The sequence below is a fragment of the Micromonospora sp. LOL_025 genome, assembly GCF_048060285.1.
In the GTDB taxonomy this organism is placed as follows: domain Bacteria; phylum Actinomycetota; class Actinomycetes; order Mycobacteriales; family Micromonosporaceae; genus Micromonospora.
Window position 1 is genome coordinate 495,803 of sequence record NZ_JBHMIR010000001.1, and the last position, 16,730, is coordinate 512,532.

Below are 16,730 nucleotides of genomic sequence, written 5' to 3' on the forward strand. Positions count from 1 at the left end.
GATCCCCAGAGGGAGGATGGGCGCGTGGGCGCAGGTCATGACCACCATCACGGGTCGGTGGCGAACGCCGCGCACCGCCACCGGGGCCGGCTCTGGGCGGCGTTCGGGCTGCTCGCCGGCCTGATGGTGGTGGAGGCGGTGGCGGCCTTCCGCACGGGCTCACTGGCCCTGCTGAGCGACGCCGGGCACATGTTCACCGACGTGCTCGGCATCGGCATGGCGCTCGCGGCGATCGCCGCCACCCGGCGGGCGGGCGCCGACCCGCAGCGCACCTTCGGCCTCTACCGGCTGGAGGTGCTGGCCGCGCTGGCCAACGCCGCGCTGCTCTCGGGGGTCGCGGTCTACGTCGTGATCGAGGCGGTGCGCCGCTTCGGCGACCCGCCCGAGGTGCTGGCCGGCCCGATGCTGGTGGTCGCCGTGCTCGGCCTGCTCGCCAACGTCGGCGCCTTCGCGCTGCTGCGCTCCGGGGCGAAGGAGAGCATCAACGTCCACGGCGCGTACCTGGAGGTCCTCGGCGACCTGCTGGGGTCACTCGGTGTGATCGGGGCCGCGCTGCTGATCGTCACCACCGGCTGGTGGTGGGCGGACCCGCTGGTGGCGGTCGGAATCGGCGTGTTCATTTTGCCGCGCACCTGGCGGCTCGGGCGGGCCGCGCTGCGCATCCTGGTGCAGGCCGCGCCGGAGCACCTCCAGGTCACGGCCGTGCACGACCGACTGGCCGCCGTGCCCGGCGTCGCCGAGGTGCACGACCTGCACGTCTGGACGCTGACCTCCGGGATGGAGGTGGCCTCGGCGCACCTGACCATGGCCCCCGGCGCCGAGGTCGGCGCGGTGCTGGGCGCCGCCCGGGCCGCGCTGCACGACGACTTTCAGATCGAGCACGCCACGTTGCAGATCGAGCCGGGAGCGTCGCCCGGGACCTGCGGGGCGGTCGAGTGGTAATGAGGACAACCTTAAATCTGGGAGAGTATTGTGGGCTTATGTCGGATTTGACTGTTAGTGGATGTACACCGTCCGTCACCTGCGGTGCACCAGTCACACCGGCACCGGTAGGCTCGGCTTCGGCCTCCGCCAGGCGGCACCCACCGGTGCCGGCGGTGGCCGCCGCCTAATCGCCCGACGGGGCGAACCGGGGAACCAAGTTCGTGGGGTGCATCCGCGTCAGCGGTAGGGATCTTCCGTCCCGAACCCGTCAGCTAACCCGGTCGGCGGCTGACGGAAGGACACGTGTATGCCAGTGATGGCACCCGTACGACGACGTGCCGCCCGGACGGCGGCCCTGATCGCCACGATGCTCGCCCTCGGCGCCGCCGTGGCCCCGGTCACCGCCGCCCCGGCGGCGGCCGCCACCCGCGCCGGCCTGCTCGCCGCGGCCCCCGGCCAGGACGAGGAGGGCGGCACCCCCGCCCTGCGGGCCCAGTTGGAGGCCGCCAGCAAGGGCTACCTCGACGCCAAGCGCGCCCTGGACACGTCGGCCAAGCGGCAGCAGCAGCTCGCCGCGCAGCTCAAGACCACCGAGGTCGAGCTGACCGCGCGCACCGCCAAGGTCGGCGAGATCGCGGGGGCCGCCTACCGCACCGGCCGCCTCAGCGTGGCGTCCGCCCTGCTCAACAGCAGCTCCCCGGACGGCTTCATGGACCGTGCCGCCGCCCTCGACGCGGTGGCCGCCAAGGAGGACCGGGCCCTGCGCGAGCTCCAGGAGACCCGGGACGAGGCCACCCGCACCAAGCTGGCCCTGGACGGCGAGATCCGGGAGCAGCGCAAGCAGGTCAGCGTGATGGCCAAGCGCAAGGAGCAGGCCGAACGGGCACTGACGGTCGCCAACCGCGAGCAGCAGCAACAGCAGCAACAGCGGCAGCAGTCCGCGGGCGGCGGCTCCTCGCCGGGCGGCAGCTCGAGCAAGACGGCGAAGGCGGCGCCGCGCAACTCCGACGGCTCCTGGCCGCGCGAGTCGTGCAGCGTCAACGACCCCACCCCCGCCAACGGCTGCATCACCCCGCGCACCCTGCACGCGCTCAACCAGGCCAAGGCGGCGGGCTTCACCCGTTACGTCTCCTGCTACCGCCCCGGCGGCTCGGGCGAGCACCCGAAGGGTCGGGCCTGCGACTTCGCGGCCCAGAAGGGCGGCTTCGGCGGCGACGCCTCCGGGGGCGACCGGACGTACGGCAACAACCTGTCGGCGTACTTCGTGCGCAACGCCGACCGGCTCGCCGTGCTCTACGTGATCTGGTACCGGCAGATCTGGCTGCCGAGCAGCGGGTGGAAGTCGTACAGCGGAGCCAACGGCGACCCGTCCAGCGACCACACCAACCACGTGCACCTGTCGGTCTACTGACGCCCGTGCCCCGGTGCCCCGCCCGTCGCGGGATCGCCGGGGCACCACGGCGCCCGTCGCCTCCGGCCGGGCCTGGCTGCCTCGCGGTCAGCCGCCCGGCGGCCCGGTCCGGTCCGTGTCGAGGGCCGCGGCGAGGCGCGCGGCCAGCCCGAGATGGGCGGCGCGGGCCTGGCCGAACGCGTACCCGAAAAGCGGCGCGGGCGCGGCGAGGGTGATCTCGACCTCGATGCGGACCACGCCGTCGGGCTCCGCCCGCAGCCGGGTGTGGTTGCGCACCGTGGTGGCGGGCCACTGACGGGCCACGGTGACGATCTCGTCCGGATCGTCGACGAGGACGTCGGCGCGGTAGGTGATCGGCAGACGCACCGGCCCGGCGGCCAGCCGGTCGGTGATGTCGTAGCTGGCGCGCGCGCCGGGACGGGGCGGCACCCGACGGACCCGGACGATCAACGGGTGCAGGTCCACCTGCCGGGCGGGGTCGGCGAGCAGCGCCGCCGCCTCCACGAGGGAGCAGCGCGCCTGGACGGTGTAGCTGAAGGAACTTCGCCTGAGCACGCCGTCTCCCAGCGTCGGTGGTCGCCCGATCGTCGCGCATGCCGGGCGCGCTGGCAACGCCGCGCCGATCCCGCCCGGAGTCCGGACGTCCGGCCGCCGGTCGCACTACGGTCAGCTGATGGATGGTCATGGCGCGTGTCGATCGGCGGAGGGTGGGCGCATGAACGGGTACGACGGATGAGCGGGCACGTGATGGTCTTCGCGCCCACGCCCCGGCTGACGGTGACCGTCGACCAGCCCAGCGAGGCGCCGGAGCTGCACCTGCACCCCGGCGGGCAGGGCGTCTGGCAGGCCCGGATGGTGATGTCGCTCGGGGTCGACGTGGTGCTCTGCACCGCCCTCGGCGGCGAGATAGGCCAGGTGCTGGAGCCGCTGCTGGTCAGCGAGGGGGTGAACCTCAAGGTGGTGGTCCGCGACTCCGGCAGCGGCGGGTACGTGCACGACCGGCGCGAGGGCTCCCGGCAGGAGATCGTGGACGTGCCCGGCCAGCCGCTCAGCCGGCACGAGCTGGACGAGCTCTACAACCTGGCGCTCGGCGAGGGCCTACGCGCCACGGTCAGCGTGCTGAGCGGGCCGAACGAGCCGTCGCTGGTCCCGGCCGACCTCTACCGGCGGTTCGCCGCCGACCTCGGGGCCAACGGCAGCCGGGTCGTGGTCGACCTCTGCGGCGAGCACCTCGACGCCGTGCTGGACAGCGGCGTCTTCTTCCTCAAGGTCAGCCACGAGGAGCTGATCGCCGACGGCCGCGCCGACGGCGAGGACGAGGAGCAGCTCACCCGGGCCCTGTACGACCTGCACGCCGGCGGCGCCGAGAACGTGGTGGTGAGCCGGGCCGACAAGCCCGCCCTCGCCCTGGTCGACGGCGAGGTCTTCGAGGTCGAGATGCCCCGGCTGGAGGCGGCCGACCCGCGCGGGGCGGGCGACTCGATGACCGCCGGGGTGGCGGCCGTGGTGGCGCGCGGCGGTGACGTGCGCACCGCGATCCGTACCGGCGCGGCGGCCGGCGCGCTGAACGTGACCCGGCACGGCCTGGGCACCGGCCGGCTCGACTCGATCACCGGCCTGGTCGACCGGGTGCGCCTCGTACCGGCCGGCAGCCGGCCGCAGGAGCGGACCAGCCCCGACGAACTGGCCGACCGGGCGGCCGGGCGATGACGCTGCGGGTACTGGTCACCAACGACGACGGGATCGCCGCGCCCGGCATCCAGGCGCTCGCGCGGGCGGCGGCGGACCGGGGCCTGGACGTGGTCGTCGCCGCGCCGCTGGAGGAGGCGAGCGGCACCAGCGCCGCGATGACCGCCGTGGAGCGCGACGGGCACGTGGTGGTCCACGAGCACCCGCTGCCGGAGGCGCCGGGGGTGCCGGCGTTCGCGGTCGGCGGCTCCCCCGGCTTCATCGCGCTGATCGCCGTGCACGGCGCCTTCGGGCCCCCGCCCACGGTGGTGCTGTCCGGCATCAACCGGGGCGCGAACGCGGGACGCGCGGTGCTGCACTCGGGCACGGTGGGTGCGGCCTTCACCGCCGCCGCGAACGGCTGCCGGGCGATGGCCGTCTCGCTCGACGTGCTCTCGGCCGGGGAGGCCACGGCCGCCAGCGGGGGCGCCGCGGTGGCCGCCGCGGCCCGGGTACGTGACGCCGAGCGGCACTGGGCGACGGCCGCCCGGGTCGCCCTCGACCTGCTGCCCCGGCTCACCGCCGGGCCGGTGGAGAGCGTGCTCAACGTGAACGCGCCGGACCTGCCGCACGGCCGGCTGCGCGGGGTGCGCCGGGGCACCCTCGCCACCTTCGGCCAGGTGCAGATGACGGTGGCGGAGGCCGGGCACGGCTTCGTCCGCACGTCGTTGGAGGAGCCGGGGCAGGCCGTGCAGCCCGGCACCGACCTGGCCCTGCTGGCCGACGGGTACGCCTCGGTGACGGCGATCCGCGCGGTCACCGAGGTGGCGGACGTCGACCTGTCGGGCCTCGGCGACGTCTGAGCGGCCCGCCTCATGCCGGGGCGGGCCGGGCGGGGCCGTCGGCGGGTCAGGCGCCGGGGAGGACCTCGGGGGTGGGCGCGCCGGCGTAGTAGGGCTCGGGGGCGCCGAAGAGGCCGAGCAGGCCGGTCACCCAGAGCTGCCGGTGCACGAAGCGGCTCGGCTCGGTGACGACGAGCTTGACGCCACTCACCTCGGCGGTCTGGAAGCCGGCGACCATCGCGCTGATGCCGACCGAGTCGATGAAGGTGACGAGCCGCATGTTCAGCTCGATCCGACCGGGGCGCCCCTTGGTCAGGACCTCGGCGATCGCCTCGCGCACCTCGTATGCGGTGTCGACGTCGATCTCACCCCGCGGGGCGATCTCGATGACACCACCGGGCAGGACCGACTTCACGATCGACAGGCTCACGCGAGCACCTCCACTCGCCCGTCCGACGGGCGCCTCATCAGTACGCGGGCCGCGACCGAGAGTATTCCTCTGACGGCCTCGGTCGCCACCCCTCGGGATGAGCAATTCGCGGATCAGGGCACAGCAAGTCGCCCATATCCGGACTATTGACGTTTTGTCCACCCGACGATCAGCTACCGCTGACGCGTCGCGCCCCAGGGTAGCCGTCTCCCACCGGCAACGCCCAACAGCCGGCCCCCGGGCGTGGCCTCTTCCGCTTCGGCCCCGGGCCTTGCCCGTTCTGCCTAGCATCGGCTCGGAGACACGACTACGACCGGGAGGACGATCGATGCTCAGGAGACTTGCCACGCTGGCCGGCGTCAGCGCGCTGTTGGCCCTCGTACTGGCCTGCGGGTTCGGCGGCGGCGGAGGCGATGACGACGACGACGGCGACGACGACTTCGCGCGGGGCGTGACCGTGGCGGTCGCCGTCCGCTGACGCCGGCCCGCGCACCGCCGCACGGGGGTTTGCGGAGCGGCCCCACCGGGCACAGGCGGAAAAGAGCGAACCGTCACACGCCGGTGCGACGCCGAAGTCCGAAGTGGCCGCCGGCTTCGGCACCCGAGGAGGTACCCACCATGTTCGGAAGCAACCTGCTGGACCGCCGCAGCAAGCCCGAGCGGATCACGGACCAGGCGTGGCAGCACCTGGTCTCGGCGGTCAGCTCCGCCAGCGACAGCGTCCGGGACACCGCCCGTTCGGCCCGCCGGGGCGGCTCCGGTCTCGCCGACGAGGCCGGCGACCTGGTGGGCTCCGCGGCGGACGAGGCCCGCCGCCGGGCCACCCAGGCCTTCGACGCGCTGGCCGGCCGCCGGCCCGCGCTGCCCTGGACGCTGCTGATCGGCGCCACGCTGGTCGGCGCGGCGATCGGCTGGGCCGCCGGCACCGCCGCGCGGGCCGCCGGCAGCCGGGGCGACCGGGCGATGGACGACATCGAGTTCGTTGACGTCGACCGGCCCAACTCCCCCGTCGGCCTCGACGGCTGACCGGCTCGGCACGCGCTCGCGACGAACGGGCCCCGGAAGACCGTCGAGGTCCTCCGGGGCCCGCGCCTGTTCCGGACGACGTCCCGCGACGGGCGGCCCGTCGTCCCGCGCCCGCTCAGAGGCCGGCGACGCTCGCCGGAGCCCGCTCCGCCCGGCTCAGGGCGCGCAACACCGCCGGCTGCCCGTGCCGGCGTACGGCGAGACGGGCCAGCAGCGTCAGCACCGGGTCGACCACCTCGGCCGGCAGCTCCGGGGTGGGCACGCCGACGCTGACCGCGAGGTCGTCCGCGTGCACGACGAGCTCCATCAGCCGGGTCTCCAGGTAGTCGTCCAGGGTGAGCGACCACGGGCCACGGACCACGTGCACCACCCGCCCGGGTGGCTCCACCGCCAGCACGTCCGCCAGCTCACGCAGCGTGGCGGCGCACCGGTCGACCAGAGCGGCCGGGCCGTCGGCGGCGAGGCCGTCACCGGCGCGGCGGATGGCGACGTTCACCGTGGCGTCGACCGGGGCGCCGAGCCAGGCGCCGCGCGCGTAGTGGTCGAGCAGCCCCACGGGGTCGCCGGCGGGGACGGGTGCGGCCAGCACGGCGGGGACGCCGAGCACCTGGCTGCCGAGGTGGCCGGCCAGACCCCGCACGCCGAACGCGGGCAGGGCGCTCGGTTCGTCCCAGCGGGCCGCGACGGCAGGGTCGGCGAGCAGCTCCACCGCCGAGCGCGCGGCGGTGAGATAGGCCGTCCTGATCGGACTCACTGAGGGTCCCTCCTTCGACGGGCGATCCCCCGAGCCTATGGCCCGCCGGGACAACTGCCCTCTCTGTGCGTGCCGGGTAGGCCGCTCCCTCCCGTCCACGGACCGGAGGCGGTGCCGGGCGAAACGGGACAGCCGAAACTCGTCCGCGCTGGTAAAAACCCCCATGCATCTCACTCTCGTGCGCCGACTGGTCCACCGGCCCGGGCCACCGGCCGCTCCGCACGACCGCGCACGTCACGTCCCTGGTGGGCACGGGGTGCGCGGTCGGCGGAGCGGGACGGTCAGCGGGCGGTGCAGGTGACGGTGGCCGGCGCGGTGTTCGCCCCGGTCGTACTGCCCAGGAAGCCGGCGGTGGCGGTGGCGCCCGCGCCGAGGGCGCCGTTCCAGCCGGCGTCACGGACGGAGACGGTCGCCCCGCTCTGGGTGTGGGTGCCACCCCAGAGCTGGGTAATCTTCTGACCGTCCGGGAAGGTCCAGCCCACCGTCCAGCCGGCGATCGCCGCGCTGCCGGCGTTACGGACCACCAGCTCGCCCTGGAAGCCGCCCTGCCAGGAGCCGGTCACCCGGTACGTCGCCGTACAGCCGTCGGTGGGCGGCGGCGTCGTCGGGGGCGGCGTGGTCGGCGGTGGGGTCGTCGGGGGCGGGGTCGTCGGCGGCGGGGTCGTCGGCGGTGGGGTCGTCGGCGGTGGGGTGGAGGTGGTCGGCGTCGGGTCGGGCGTGCCGCCGAGCCGGTCCGCCACCAGGATCCCGCGGCCGTTGGTGCCGAGGTAGACGCGGCCGTAGACCCGGGGGTCGCCGGTCAGGGCCTCGCCCGCGTTGCCGTACTGGTGCTGGTCGTCGTTGATCCGTACCCAGGTCGCGCCGGTGTCGTCCGAGCGGTGCACGCCGGGTTGACCGTCGACGGTGCCGAACAGGTACAGCGCCGGGTACGTCCGGCCGGGCGCGGCCTTGCCGAAGCCGACGTTGCCGGCGGTGCTCACCGCCGCCAGCTTGGCGAAGGTGGCCCCGGAGTCGGTCGAGCGCCACAGCCCGCCCTCGCCGGCCAGCCACAACTCGCCCTCCCTGCCGGGCAGCGCCTTGAACTTGACGTTGCCGGTGGTGGGCAGGCCGGCGGCGGCCGAGGCGGTGAAGCTCGCCCCGCCGTCGGTGCTGACGTAGAGCCTGCCGCCGCTGAAGGCGTAGAACTTGTTCGGGTTGACGCGGTCGGACTCGATGGTCGCGTTGGCCGGGACGCCCGTCGACGCGGCCCACGAGGTGCCGAACCCGACCGAGTGCACCACCCGCTGGCCGGCGTCGCCCGGCGCCCAGACGAACCGGCTGCCGTCGGCCGACGCGGCGACCGTGCCGCCGCTGTTGACGCCGGACGGCTCGGTGCCCTGGAACCAGTTCGCCCCGCCGTCGGTGGAGAACGCGACGTGGCTGTCGTTGGGGCGGTCCGCGTCGGCGAAGTTACCGGCCCGCACCATCACGGCCGGCTTCGTCTCGGCGTAGTCCAGGCTGGTGGTGCTGGTGAAGTTCGGCTGGGTGAACATCATCGGCGGCACGGCGTCCAGGTCGGCGTGCCGGAAGCCGCCGATGTCGCCGAGCGCGCTGACCAGCGGCGCCCCGGAGGGCGGGCTCACCAGGTCGAGCACCGCGGTCTCCTCCAGGCCCTTGACCATGGGCTTGATGGTGAACTGACCGCCGGCGTCCCACTTGGTGAGGTCGGTGCTGCCGTAGATGGTCGCGCCGGTGCCGTACATGAAGCGGTTGCTGTCGTGCGGGTCGATCTCGACCGACTCGTTCATCCAGCCGAGCTTCGGGGTCTCCTCCGGCGGGGCGGGGTTGCTGCCGAAGGTCAGCCACGGCACCGAGCTGACGTCCATGGTGTAGCGCTTGGACCTGTTCGGGTAGCTGGTGAACTCCCAGATCCGGGTCCAGGTGGCGCCCCCGTCGGTGCTGCGCCAGAAGATGGCGTCCGGCCACCACGAGATCTGCGTGGCCACCATCAGGGTGTTCGGCTTCTGCCGGTCGATGGTGAGGCCGCTGTAGCCGAAGTACGCGTCGGTGCTGGTGGACGGGATCGGGCTGATCCGCGTCCACGCGCCGGTGGCGCGGTCGAACTTCCAGACGTCACCCTTGCCGCCGTCGTACGGGCCGCCGGTGTCGCTGGTGGCGATGTAGAGGAAGCCGCCCACCGGGTCGACGACGCCCTTGTGCGCGAGGTAGCCGGTGGGCTGCCCGGCGATCCGCTCCCAGCTCGCGCCGCCGTTCGTGCTGCGGTAGACCGGGTTCTCCTTGTCGGCCACGCCGACGTAGACGGTCTGCGTGGCGTTGCCGGCCGTACCGGTGCTCTTGTCGAAGCTGACCCAGGTCAGGCCCTGGTTCTGGCCGTTGTACCCGTTCGGGTCGCTCGGGTCGGCCCGGTAGTTGCCGACGTTGGGGAAGTTGGCCACCTTGGCCCAGGTCGCCCCGAAGTCGGTGCTGCGCCACAGGCCGTTGCCGCCCTCGGCGCCGTAGTACAGGATGCTGTTCTTGTTGGGGTCGACGGCGAGCCGCTCGCCCATGCCCCGGCCGGGCATGTTCCCGCCGTTCTTGAACGGCAGCTCGGTGACCTGCCAGGTGGCGCCCTTGTCGGCCGAGCGGAGGATGGCGCCGTTGTTCGGGTCCCAGTCGTTGGTGTACATCCCGACGGCCGCGTAGACGCGGTTGGTCTGCACCGGGTCCGTGGCGACGCTGACCACGCCGTTCCAGCCCCACCTGTCGGCGCCGACCCAGTCCAGCAGCGGCGTCCAGGACTGCCGGGCCTGCTCCCACCGGTACATGCCGCCGATGTCCGTGCGGGCGTAGATCAGGTTCTTCTCGGTGGGGTTGAAGACGATGCCGGGGACGAAGCCGCCGCCGTCGATCCGGACGTTCTTCCAGGTGTACGGCTCGGCGGCGGCTGCGGCGGCGGCGCTGGGCGCGCCGGCCGCGGTGAACGGTGCCGCCACGACGGCCGCGGCGACGACGAGCGCGGACACGACCGCGCCGACGTAACTTCTCCGCATCTGCGGTTCCTTCCGGGTTCGGACGCCGGGAGCGGACGTGGTGACGGCCACGCCCGGCAACGGGGACGTGCGGAATCGCACCGGAGCTGCCCTGGCTCCGGTCATCGGCGCGACGGCTCCCGCACCCGAGGAACGGGCTTACCCTAGCCGATTCCCCCGACCCCTTGGAAGCGCTCCCAGGAACCACCCGGGTCGGGTGAGGGGCCCTCATCCCGGCCGGCGCCAGGATCGGTCCCGGCGGGCCCGTGCGCACCGGACAGCTATCCCGTGAGGAGTGACAGATGGCCATCGAGACGATCAGCCGCACCGACCAGGACATCCAGTCGGCCGTCCTCGACGAGCTGACCTGGGAGCCCCGGGTACGGCCGCACGAGATCGGCGTGACGGTCGCCGAGGGCGTGGTCACGCTGACCGGCCCGGTGGACAGCTACGCCAAGAAGTGGGCCGCCGAGCGGGCGGCGCACCGGGTGGCGCGCGTCCGGGCGGTCGCCAACGACCTGGCGGTACGCCTCGGCACCGGCGCGGAACGCGCCGACCCGGACATCGCCGCCGCCGCCGGGCACGCGCTCGAGTGGGACGCGTTCGTCCCGCTGGAGCAGCTCGACGTGACCGTCTCGCGCGGCTGGGTCACGCTGCACGGCGAGGTCGACTGGGAGTACCAGCGCCGCGCCGCCGAACGCGCCGTGGCCCGGCTGACCGGCGTACGCGGAGTCAGCAACGGCATCACCGTGCGCCCGGACGCCCGGCCGGACGGGCACGCCCTGGCGGTGCGGATCGTCGACGCGCTGGCCCGCAACGGGGCCACCGAGGCGGAACGGATCACCGTCCGGGTGCACGGCGACACCGTGGTGCTCGGCGGGCTGGTCCACTCGATGCCGGAGCGGGCCGAGGTGGAACGGACCGTCTGGTGCGCACCGGGCATCCGCGAGGTGCAGAACCACATCGCGGTCGCCCCGGTGCTGGGCTGAGCCGGGTGCCGGACCACCCGGGCGGGGTGAGCCACCCTCACCCCGTCGCGGCGAAGGCTGGGAGGCATGACTGAGGGGACCACCCGATGACGACTCCACTCCAGGTCACCGCCCGCCTGCGGACCCCGGTGACCGGGCACGACCACATCCGCGGGCCGGTGGACGCGCCGGTGACCGTCGTCGAGTACGCAGACTTCCAATGCCGCTTCTGCGGAGCCGCGTACGCGAACCTGCGGGAGCTGTTGCGGCAACGGGCCGACACGGTGCGGCTGGTGTACCGGCACTTCCCGATCACCAACATGCACCCGTACTCGGAGCAGGCCGCCGAGGCGACCGAGGCGGCCGGCCGGCGCGGGCAGTTCTGGGCGATGCACGACTGGCTCTACGAGCACCAGGACCAGCTCGATCCCGTGCACCTGTCGCTCGGCATGGAGCAGCTCGGCCTGCCCGCCGACGAGGTCGCCGTGGAGGTGGAGCGGCAGGCGCACGGCGACCGGGTGCGGCGGGACTTCGTGGGCGGCATCCGCAGCGGCGTGCACGCCACCCCGACCCTGTTCGTCAACGGCACCCGCCACGACGGGGACTACGACGTGGCGGACCTCCTCACGGCCGTCGACGCCGCCACCCCCTGACACCCACCCCCACCCACCCCCACCCACCCCCGCCCACCTCCGCCCCCACCTCCGGCGACCGGCCTCCGGGCCGCCTCCGGTCCCGGTGGGTGGGTGGGTGGGTGGGTTAGATCAGGTGGAGGGAGCGGGCTCGGCGGACGGCCTCGCGGCGGCGGGTGGCGTCGAGCTTGCGGTAGATGTTGCGCACGTGGGTCTTCACCGTGTTGACCGACAGGGACAGCTCGGCCGCGATCTCCACGTTGGACAGGATGCTCTGCAGGTAGCGCAGGATCGTCAGCTCCCGCTCGGTCAGCGGCTCGTCCAGCGCGCCCGTGCCCCGCTCCGCCGGGGGTCGCTCGGCCGGCGCGTCGGCGCCCCGCACCAGGTCGCTGACCGTCGGCCAGTGCGCCGTACCGGCGTCAAGGTGCGCGGCGAGCAGGTCACGGACGCCGGGCTCGGCGCGCGTGAACGCCCGCCGGAACCCCTCCGGCCCGGCCAGGTCGAGGGCCCGCTCCAGCAGTCGGCCGGCCCGCCGGTCGTCGCCCGCGCGCCCGGCCAGCACCGCGTCGAGCACGGCGGCGTCCAGGCGTACGGGCAGCGGCCAGCCGGCCGCCTCCGGCGACTCCCAGTCCGGCAGCGCGTACCCGGCGGCGCGCGGGTCGCCGGCGCGCAACTCGACCCGGGCGAGGGCGACGGCCAGCGGTGGGGCGGTCGCGTCGGGTACCCGCGCGAGCAGTTCCCGGGCGGCGGCCAGGTCGCCCCGTGCCCCGCGTACGTCCGACTCGGCGGCCAGCAGCCAGTGCGTCAGCTCGCCGGCCCGGGGGCGGCCGGTCAGCCGCTCCCGCGCCTCGGCCAGCACCCGGTGCCCCTCGGGCAGGTCACCGGCGTCCCGCAGCAGGTACGCCCGGCACAGCGCCGCCAGCGCCCCCACCACGGGCTCGCCGGTGGCCGGCGAGGCCAGCGCCAGGTTCGCCTCCGACTCCTCGGGCTGGTCCCGGTGCAGCGCGACCAGGGCCAGCGCCAGGTACGCGTGGGCGCAGTCCTCACGACAGGACCAGCCGTGGCAGGGCGGCATGGCGAGGGCGTCCCGGGCGAGGGTCTCGGCGGCCCGCAGCTCGCCCCGGACGGCGTGCAGCAGGGCCGCCCGGCTGGCGCAGACCAGCTCCGTACGCGGTCGCCCGGCCTCCCGGGCCGCCGACAGCGACCGGGCGAAGGCGCGGCCGGCGGCGGGCAGGTCCCCGTCCGCCAGGTCGGCCAGGCCCCGCGCGGTGCCGGCCACCGCGCGCACGTCGGCGTCCTCGGCGGCGGCGCCGCGCGGCTCGGCGGGAACCGGCGCGGCGAGCAGCCCGTCGGCTGCGCTCCCCGGCGGCGCCGGTTGCCCCGCCGGCCCACCGGTCGCCGCCGACGGTGGCCCTGCGGCCGACCCCGACGACGGGGATGTTCCGGCCGGCACCGGAGGCCCGGACGGTCCGGTCGACGGCGACGGCGACGCTCCGCCCGGAACGGACGGCGACTCCGGCGCCGGGGACACGGACGGGCCGGGCGACGACGCCGGGGACACGGACGGATCGGGCGACGCCGGGGGCGGCGCGGGGCGGGTGGCGAGCAGCCGGGTCGCGGCGGCGCGTACCGCCTCGGGGTCGTCGGCCAGCCGGGCCAGGGTGAGTTCCAGCGCGGTGACCAGGCGCCGGAACCGGTCCCGGCGCGGCGCCGGCAACGTCCGGGCGGCCTCGACGGCGCCGCGCAGGTGCCCGGCGGCGGCGGTGGCGTCGCCGGCCCCGGCCCGCTCGGCGGCGCAGGCCAGCCCGAGTTCCGGGTCGCGGCGCACCGCCTCCGGCGGCGGGGGCGCGGGCGGACGGCCGGCCGGCGTCTCCCGGTCGTACGGGACCAGTTCCGGCCAGCGGGCCACGAAGAGCGCGGCGGCCCGGTCGTGGTCGCCGCCGGCCAGCGCGTGCCGCAGCCCCTCGGCGGGCCGCCCGTTGTCGGCGTACCAGCCTGCCGCGCGCAGGTGCAGGTCGCGCAGTTCGTCGGCGGGCAGCCGGCCCAGCTCGGCGTGCAGCAGGTCGGCCAGGAGCGGGGGGCACCGGTACCAGGGCGGGCGGCTGTCGTCGCGGCGCAGCAGCCCGCCGTCACCGGCCAGGCCGGCCAGCGTCTGCTCGGCGTCGGTCCGACCGGTCAGCGCGTCGGCGAGGCCGGCGCAGACCGCGTCGGCGACGGCGGAGCGGCGCAGCACGTCCCGCGCGTCCGGGTCGAGCCCGGCGAGCACCTCCTCGCGCAGGTAACCGGCCACGTCCGGCTGGTCGCCGCCGAACTGCTCGGCCCAGCGGGCCGGGTCCGGCTGCCCGCGCAGCGCCAGCGCGGCGAAGCGGAGCGCCGCCGGCCAGCCGCCGGTGCGTTCCCGCAGCCGGCGCACCCCGGCCGCCGGCAGCGCCACCCCGTGCGCGGTCAGCAGGTCGGCGACCTCGTCGCCGCTGAAGGCCAGTTCGTCGGGACCGACCTCGGTCAGCTCGCCGGCCAGCCGCAGCCGGTGCACGGCCAGCGGCATCCCGGCGCGGGCGCCGACCACCAGCCGCAGCCGCTGCTCGGCGTGGCGGAGCAGGAACTCCAGTCCGGCCAGCGCCTCCGGGTCGGTGATCCGGTGCAGGTCGTCCAGGACCAGCAGCACCGGCCGTTCCCGGGCGGCGAGGGCCGCGGCCAGCACCTCCAACTGGTCGGGGCGGGGCGGCCGGTCGGGCACGGGCGGGGACGCGACGTCGTCGCCGGGGTCCGTGGCCGCGCGCAGCGCCGCCGCGAGGTAGGACCAGAGCCGGTCCCCGTCGTCGCCGGCCTCCACGGAGACCCAGGCCGCCCGGGGCCGGTCGGGTTCCGCCGGTACGCCCGCCGCCGCGCCGAAGTCGCCGGGCGCGGCGCCGGCCGGCCCGTCGTCCCGGGGCCCCCCGGCGGCGGCGGTCACCGGCCCCTCCCCCACCCTGCCCCGGTGCGCGCCGGCCTCCCCGGCGGCCCGGAACCAGGAGGCGAGCAGCGTCGTCTTGCCCCACCCCGCCGGGGCGCGGACCAGGGTGACCGGCCCGGCGGTCCCCTCGTCCAGCGCCCGCAGCAGCCGGGGCCGCAGCACCAGCGGCTCCGGCGGCGGGGCGGGGCACAGCCGCGACGCCAGCAGCGGCGTGCCGGCCCGCCCGGGCGCGACCGCGACGACTCCCGTGTCCCGTACGTCCTCCGGCATCCGGCCCCTGCCCTCCACCGATGCGTCCACTCCCCCGGGTCCCGCGGGCGGCGGTTACCCGGCGCGGGCCCGTTCACCCCTTCGGGGGGACCCGGCTTCACCCCGCCCCGGGCGACCCTGGTCGTACGCGGGCGACCGGCCGCGCGCGCCGGTGCGCGTCCGGCGTGGGAGGGGAACGGGAGGCGGGGCCGAGGTGAAGCGGAGAGGGCTGGCGGGCGCGACCGGGGCGGCGCTCGCCGTCGCGGCGGCGGGCCGGGCGCTGGGCGTACGGCGGCGCGGGCCGGCCTGGCCCCGCGCGGCCGGCGCCGATCCGCAGCCCGGGCGCTGGCAGGTGGTGACCGTCGACCGCGCGCCCGGCGAGGTGCTGCCCGGCGGCCGCTGGCCGGAGCCGCTGCGCCGGCTCGGCGGCGCGGTGCAGGTGGAGCTGCGTCCGGCCCCCGGCTGCCGGGGCACGGAGCTGGCGGCCCGGCCGGTGCCCGGCGCGGCGGCCCCGGCGGGGCTCGCCGCCCACCTGGTCGGCGACGATCCCGGCCTGCTGGTCCGCCGGGCGCTGCGGGAGGCCAAGCAGCTCGCCGAGACCGGCGAGGTGCTCCGCGCGGACCGCCGGCCGGCCGACCGTCCGGCGGGACCGCCGCGATGAGGGCGCTGTGCTGGGTGGGCGCGGGCGAGCTGGCGGTACGGCAGGTGCCCGACCCGGAGCTGCGCAACGGCCACGACGTCGTCGCCCGGGTCCGGCAGAGCGCCACCTGCGGCGGGGACCTGCCGCTGCTGGCCGGGCGGGTGCCGTTCCTCTCCGTCGGCGACGTGCTCGGGCACGAGTTCCTCGGCGAGGTGGTCGAGGTCGGCCCCGAGGTACGCCGGCACCGGGTCGGCGACCGGGTGGTGGTCTGCTCGTCGGTGGCCTGCGGCAGCTGCTGGTACTGCCGGCGCGACCTGCCCTCCTGCTGCGACAACGGCAGCGCCGACCCGGCCGTCACCGAGGCGGCCTGGGGTCACCCCACCGGCGGCGCGTTCGGCCAGCCCCGGGCGATGGGCGGCTTCGCCGGCAGCCACGCCGAGTACGTCCGGGTGCCGTACGCGGACGTGGGCGCGTTCACCGTGCCGGAGCCGGTCAGCGACGACCGCGCGCTGTTCGCCTCCGACGCCGCGCCGGCCGGCTGGATGGGCGCGGACCTCGGCCAGGTGCGCCCCGGCGACGTGGTGGCGGTCTGGGGCGCGGGCGCGGTCGGGCAGCTCGCGGCCCGGGCGGCGTGGCTGCTCGGCGCGGAGCGGGTCATCGTCGTCGACGCCGAGGACGAGCGGCTGCGGATGGCCGAACGGCACGCCGGCGCGGAGACGATCGACCACCGGCTCGCCGACGTCACCGCCGAGCTGCGCGAGCGCACCGGCGGGCGGGGCCCGGACGTGTGCGTCGAGGCGGTCGGGGCGGCCTGGAACGGGCACGGCCCCCGGTCGCTGGCCGAGCGGTTCACCGGCGGCGCCGAGCGACCGGCCGCCGTCCGGGAGGCCGTGCACGCCTGCCGCAAGGGCGGTTCGGTCTTCCTGCTCGGCGAGTTCACCGGCTTCGTCGACACCTTCCCGCTCGGGGCGGTCACCAACAAGGGACTGACGGTGCGGGGCGCGCGGCAGCACGGGCAGCGCTACATCCCGATGCTGCTGGAGCGGATGGCCCGCGACGAGCTGCGTACCGAGCACCTGGCGACCCACCGGCTGCCGCTGGAGCGGGGCGCGGAGGGGTACGCGCTGTTCCGGGACCGGGCCGACGGCTGCGTCCGCGCCGTACTCAGCCCCGATCCTCCGGCCGCCGCCGGCTGAGGCGGAACGCTGCGGCCCGCCGGGCAGGG

At 75.9% G+C, this 16,730-nt stretch carries 15 protein-coding genes and 1 riboswitch; of the genes, 10 read left to right on the forward strand and 5 right to left on the reverse strand.

Annotation, left to right across the window (positions count from 1 at the left end; all coding sequences use genetic code 11):
* The first annotated feature begins 24 nt into the window (after positions 1 to 24).
* Both ACFHW0_RS02345 and ACFHW0_RS02350 read left to right on the forward strand, forming a co-directional pair.
* Positions 25 to 942 (forward strand): cation diffusion facilitator family transporter, encoded by a 918-nt coding sequence (locus ACFHW0_RS02345; RefSeq protein WP_416605119.1) that lies wholly within the window; start codon positions 25 to 27, stop codon positions 940 to 942.
* Between the two features lie 153 nt (positions 943 to 1,095).
* A riboswitch (cyclic di-AMP (ydaO/yuaA leader) is annotated at positions 1,096 to 1,227 on the forward strand.
* A gap of 13 nt (positions 1,228 to 1,240) precedes the next feature.
* Positions 1,241 to 2,335, forward strand: a complete 1,095-nt coding sequence (locus ACFHW0_RS02350) for a coiled-coil domain-containing protein (protein ID WP_416605247.1) — start codon at positions 1,241 to 1,243, stop codon at positions 2,333 to 2,335.
* Between the two features lie 87 nt (positions 2,336 to 2,422).
* On the opposite strand, the gene ACFHW0_RS02355 is transcribed toward ACFHW0_RS02350, so the two are convergent.
* On the reverse strand, positions 2,423 to 2,890 hold the full coding sequence (locus ACFHW0_RS02355) for an SRPBCC family protein (protein WP_416605120.1): 468 nt from the start codon (positions 2,888 to 2,890) through the stop codon (positions 2,423 to 2,425).
* A gap of 177 nt (positions 2,891 to 3,067) precedes the next feature.
* On the opposite strand from ACFHW0_RS02355, the gene ACFHW0_RS02360 reads away from it, so the two are divergent.
* Positions 3,068 to 4,045, forward strand: a complete 978-nt coding sequence (locus ACFHW0_RS02360; protein WP_416605121.1) for a 1-phosphofructokinase family hexose kinase — start codon at positions 3,068 to 3,070, stop codon at positions 4,043 to 4,045.
* A complete protein-coding gene (surE, locus tag ACFHW0_RS02365; protein ID WP_416605122.1) occupies positions 4,042 to 4,866 on the forward strand; it encodes a 5'/3'-nucleotidase SurE in 825 nt (274 codons plus the stop codon). Before ACFHW0_RS02360 ends, surE begins: the two co-directional genes overlap by 4 nt.
* A gap of 46 nt (positions 4,867 to 4,912) precedes the next feature.
* Here surE and ACFHW0_RS02370 read toward each other — a convergent pair whose 3' ends face one another.
* A complete protein-coding gene (locus tag ACFHW0_RS02370; protein WP_088998998.1) occupies positions 4,913 to 5,275 on the reverse strand; it encodes an STAS domain-containing protein in 363 nt (120 codons plus the stop codon).
* Positions 5,276 to 5,603: 328 nt separating this feature from the next.
* Here ACFHW0_RS02370 and ACFHW0_RS02375 point away from each other — a divergent pair, with 328 nt between their 5' ends.
* The gene (locus tag ACFHW0_RS02375) at positions 5,604 to 5,753 is read left to right on the forward strand and encodes a hypothetical protein (protein WP_416605123.1); all 150 of its coding nucleotides are present in this window, start codon (positions 5,604 to 5,606) and stop codon (positions 5,751 to 5,753) included.
* A 140-nt stretch (positions 5,754 to 5,893) separates the two neighbouring features.
* Positions 5,894 to 6,301, forward strand: a complete 408-nt coding sequence (locus tag ACFHW0_RS02380) for a hypothetical protein (protein ID WP_121400322.1) — start codon at positions 5,894 to 5,896, stop codon at positions 6,299 to 6,301.
* A gap of 115 nt (positions 6,302 to 6,416) precedes the next feature.
* On the opposite strand, the gene ACFHW0_RS02385 is transcribed toward ACFHW0_RS02380, so the two are convergent.
* A complete protein-coding gene (locus ACFHW0_RS02385; RefSeq protein ID WP_416605124.1) occupies positions 6,417 to 7,055 on the reverse strand; it encodes a maleylpyruvate isomerase N-terminal domain-containing protein in 639 nt (212 codons plus the stop codon).
* Positions 7,056 to 7,336: 281 nt separating this feature from the next.
* On the reverse strand, positions 7,337 to 10,084 hold the full coding sequence (locus tag ACFHW0_RS02390; RefSeq protein WP_416605126.1) for a cellulose binding domain-containing protein: 2,748 nt from the start codon (positions 10,082 to 10,084) through the stop codon (positions 7,337 to 7,339).
* Positions 10,085 to 10,365: 281 nt separating this feature from the next.
* On the opposite strand from ACFHW0_RS02390, the gene ACFHW0_RS02395 reads away from it, so the two are divergent.
* Both ACFHW0_RS02395 and ACFHW0_RS02400 read left to right on the forward strand, forming a co-directional pair.
* Positions 10,366 to 11,052: a BON domain-containing protein gene (locus ACFHW0_RS02395; RefSeq protein WP_416605127.1), complete on the forward strand. Its 687-nt coding sequence runs from the start codon at positions 10,366 to 10,368 to the stop codon at positions 11,050 to 11,052.
* 86 nt (positions 11,053 to 11,138) lie between these two features.
* Entirely contained in the window at positions 11,139 to 11,684 is a 546-nt protein-coding gene (locus tag ACFHW0_RS02400) for a DsbA family protein (protein WP_416605129.1), read from the forward strand.
* A 106-nt stretch (positions 11,685 to 11,790) separates the two neighbouring features.
* Here ACFHW0_RS02400 and ACFHW0_RS02405 read toward each other — a convergent pair whose 3' ends face one another.
* Positions 11,791 to 14,886 (reverse strand): LuxR C-terminal-related transcriptional regulator, encoded by a 3,096-nt coding sequence (locus tag ACFHW0_RS02405; RefSeq protein WP_416605131.1) that lies wholly within the window; start codon positions 14,884 to 14,886, stop codon positions 11,791 to 11,793.
* Between the two features lie 193 nt (positions 14,887 to 15,079).
* Between ACFHW0_RS02405 and ACFHW0_RS02410 the strand changes: the two genes are divergently transcribed.
* Together ACFHW0_RS02410 and ACFHW0_RS02415 are read left to right on the forward strand one after the other, a co-directional pair.
* Positions 15,080 to 15,526 (forward strand): hypothetical protein, encoded by a 447-nt coding sequence (locus ACFHW0_RS02410; RefSeq protein WP_416605133.1) that lies wholly within the window; start codon positions 15,080 to 15,082, stop codon positions 15,524 to 15,526.
* A complete protein-coding gene (locus ACFHW0_RS02415; RefSeq protein ID WP_416605135.1) occupies positions 15,523 to 16,701 on the forward strand; it encodes a zinc-dependent alcohol dehydrogenase in 1,179 nt (392 codons plus the stop codon). Before ACFHW0_RS02410 ends, ACFHW0_RS02415 begins: the two co-directional genes overlap by 4 nt.
* Positions 16,702 to 16,730 lie beyond the last annotated feature (29 nt).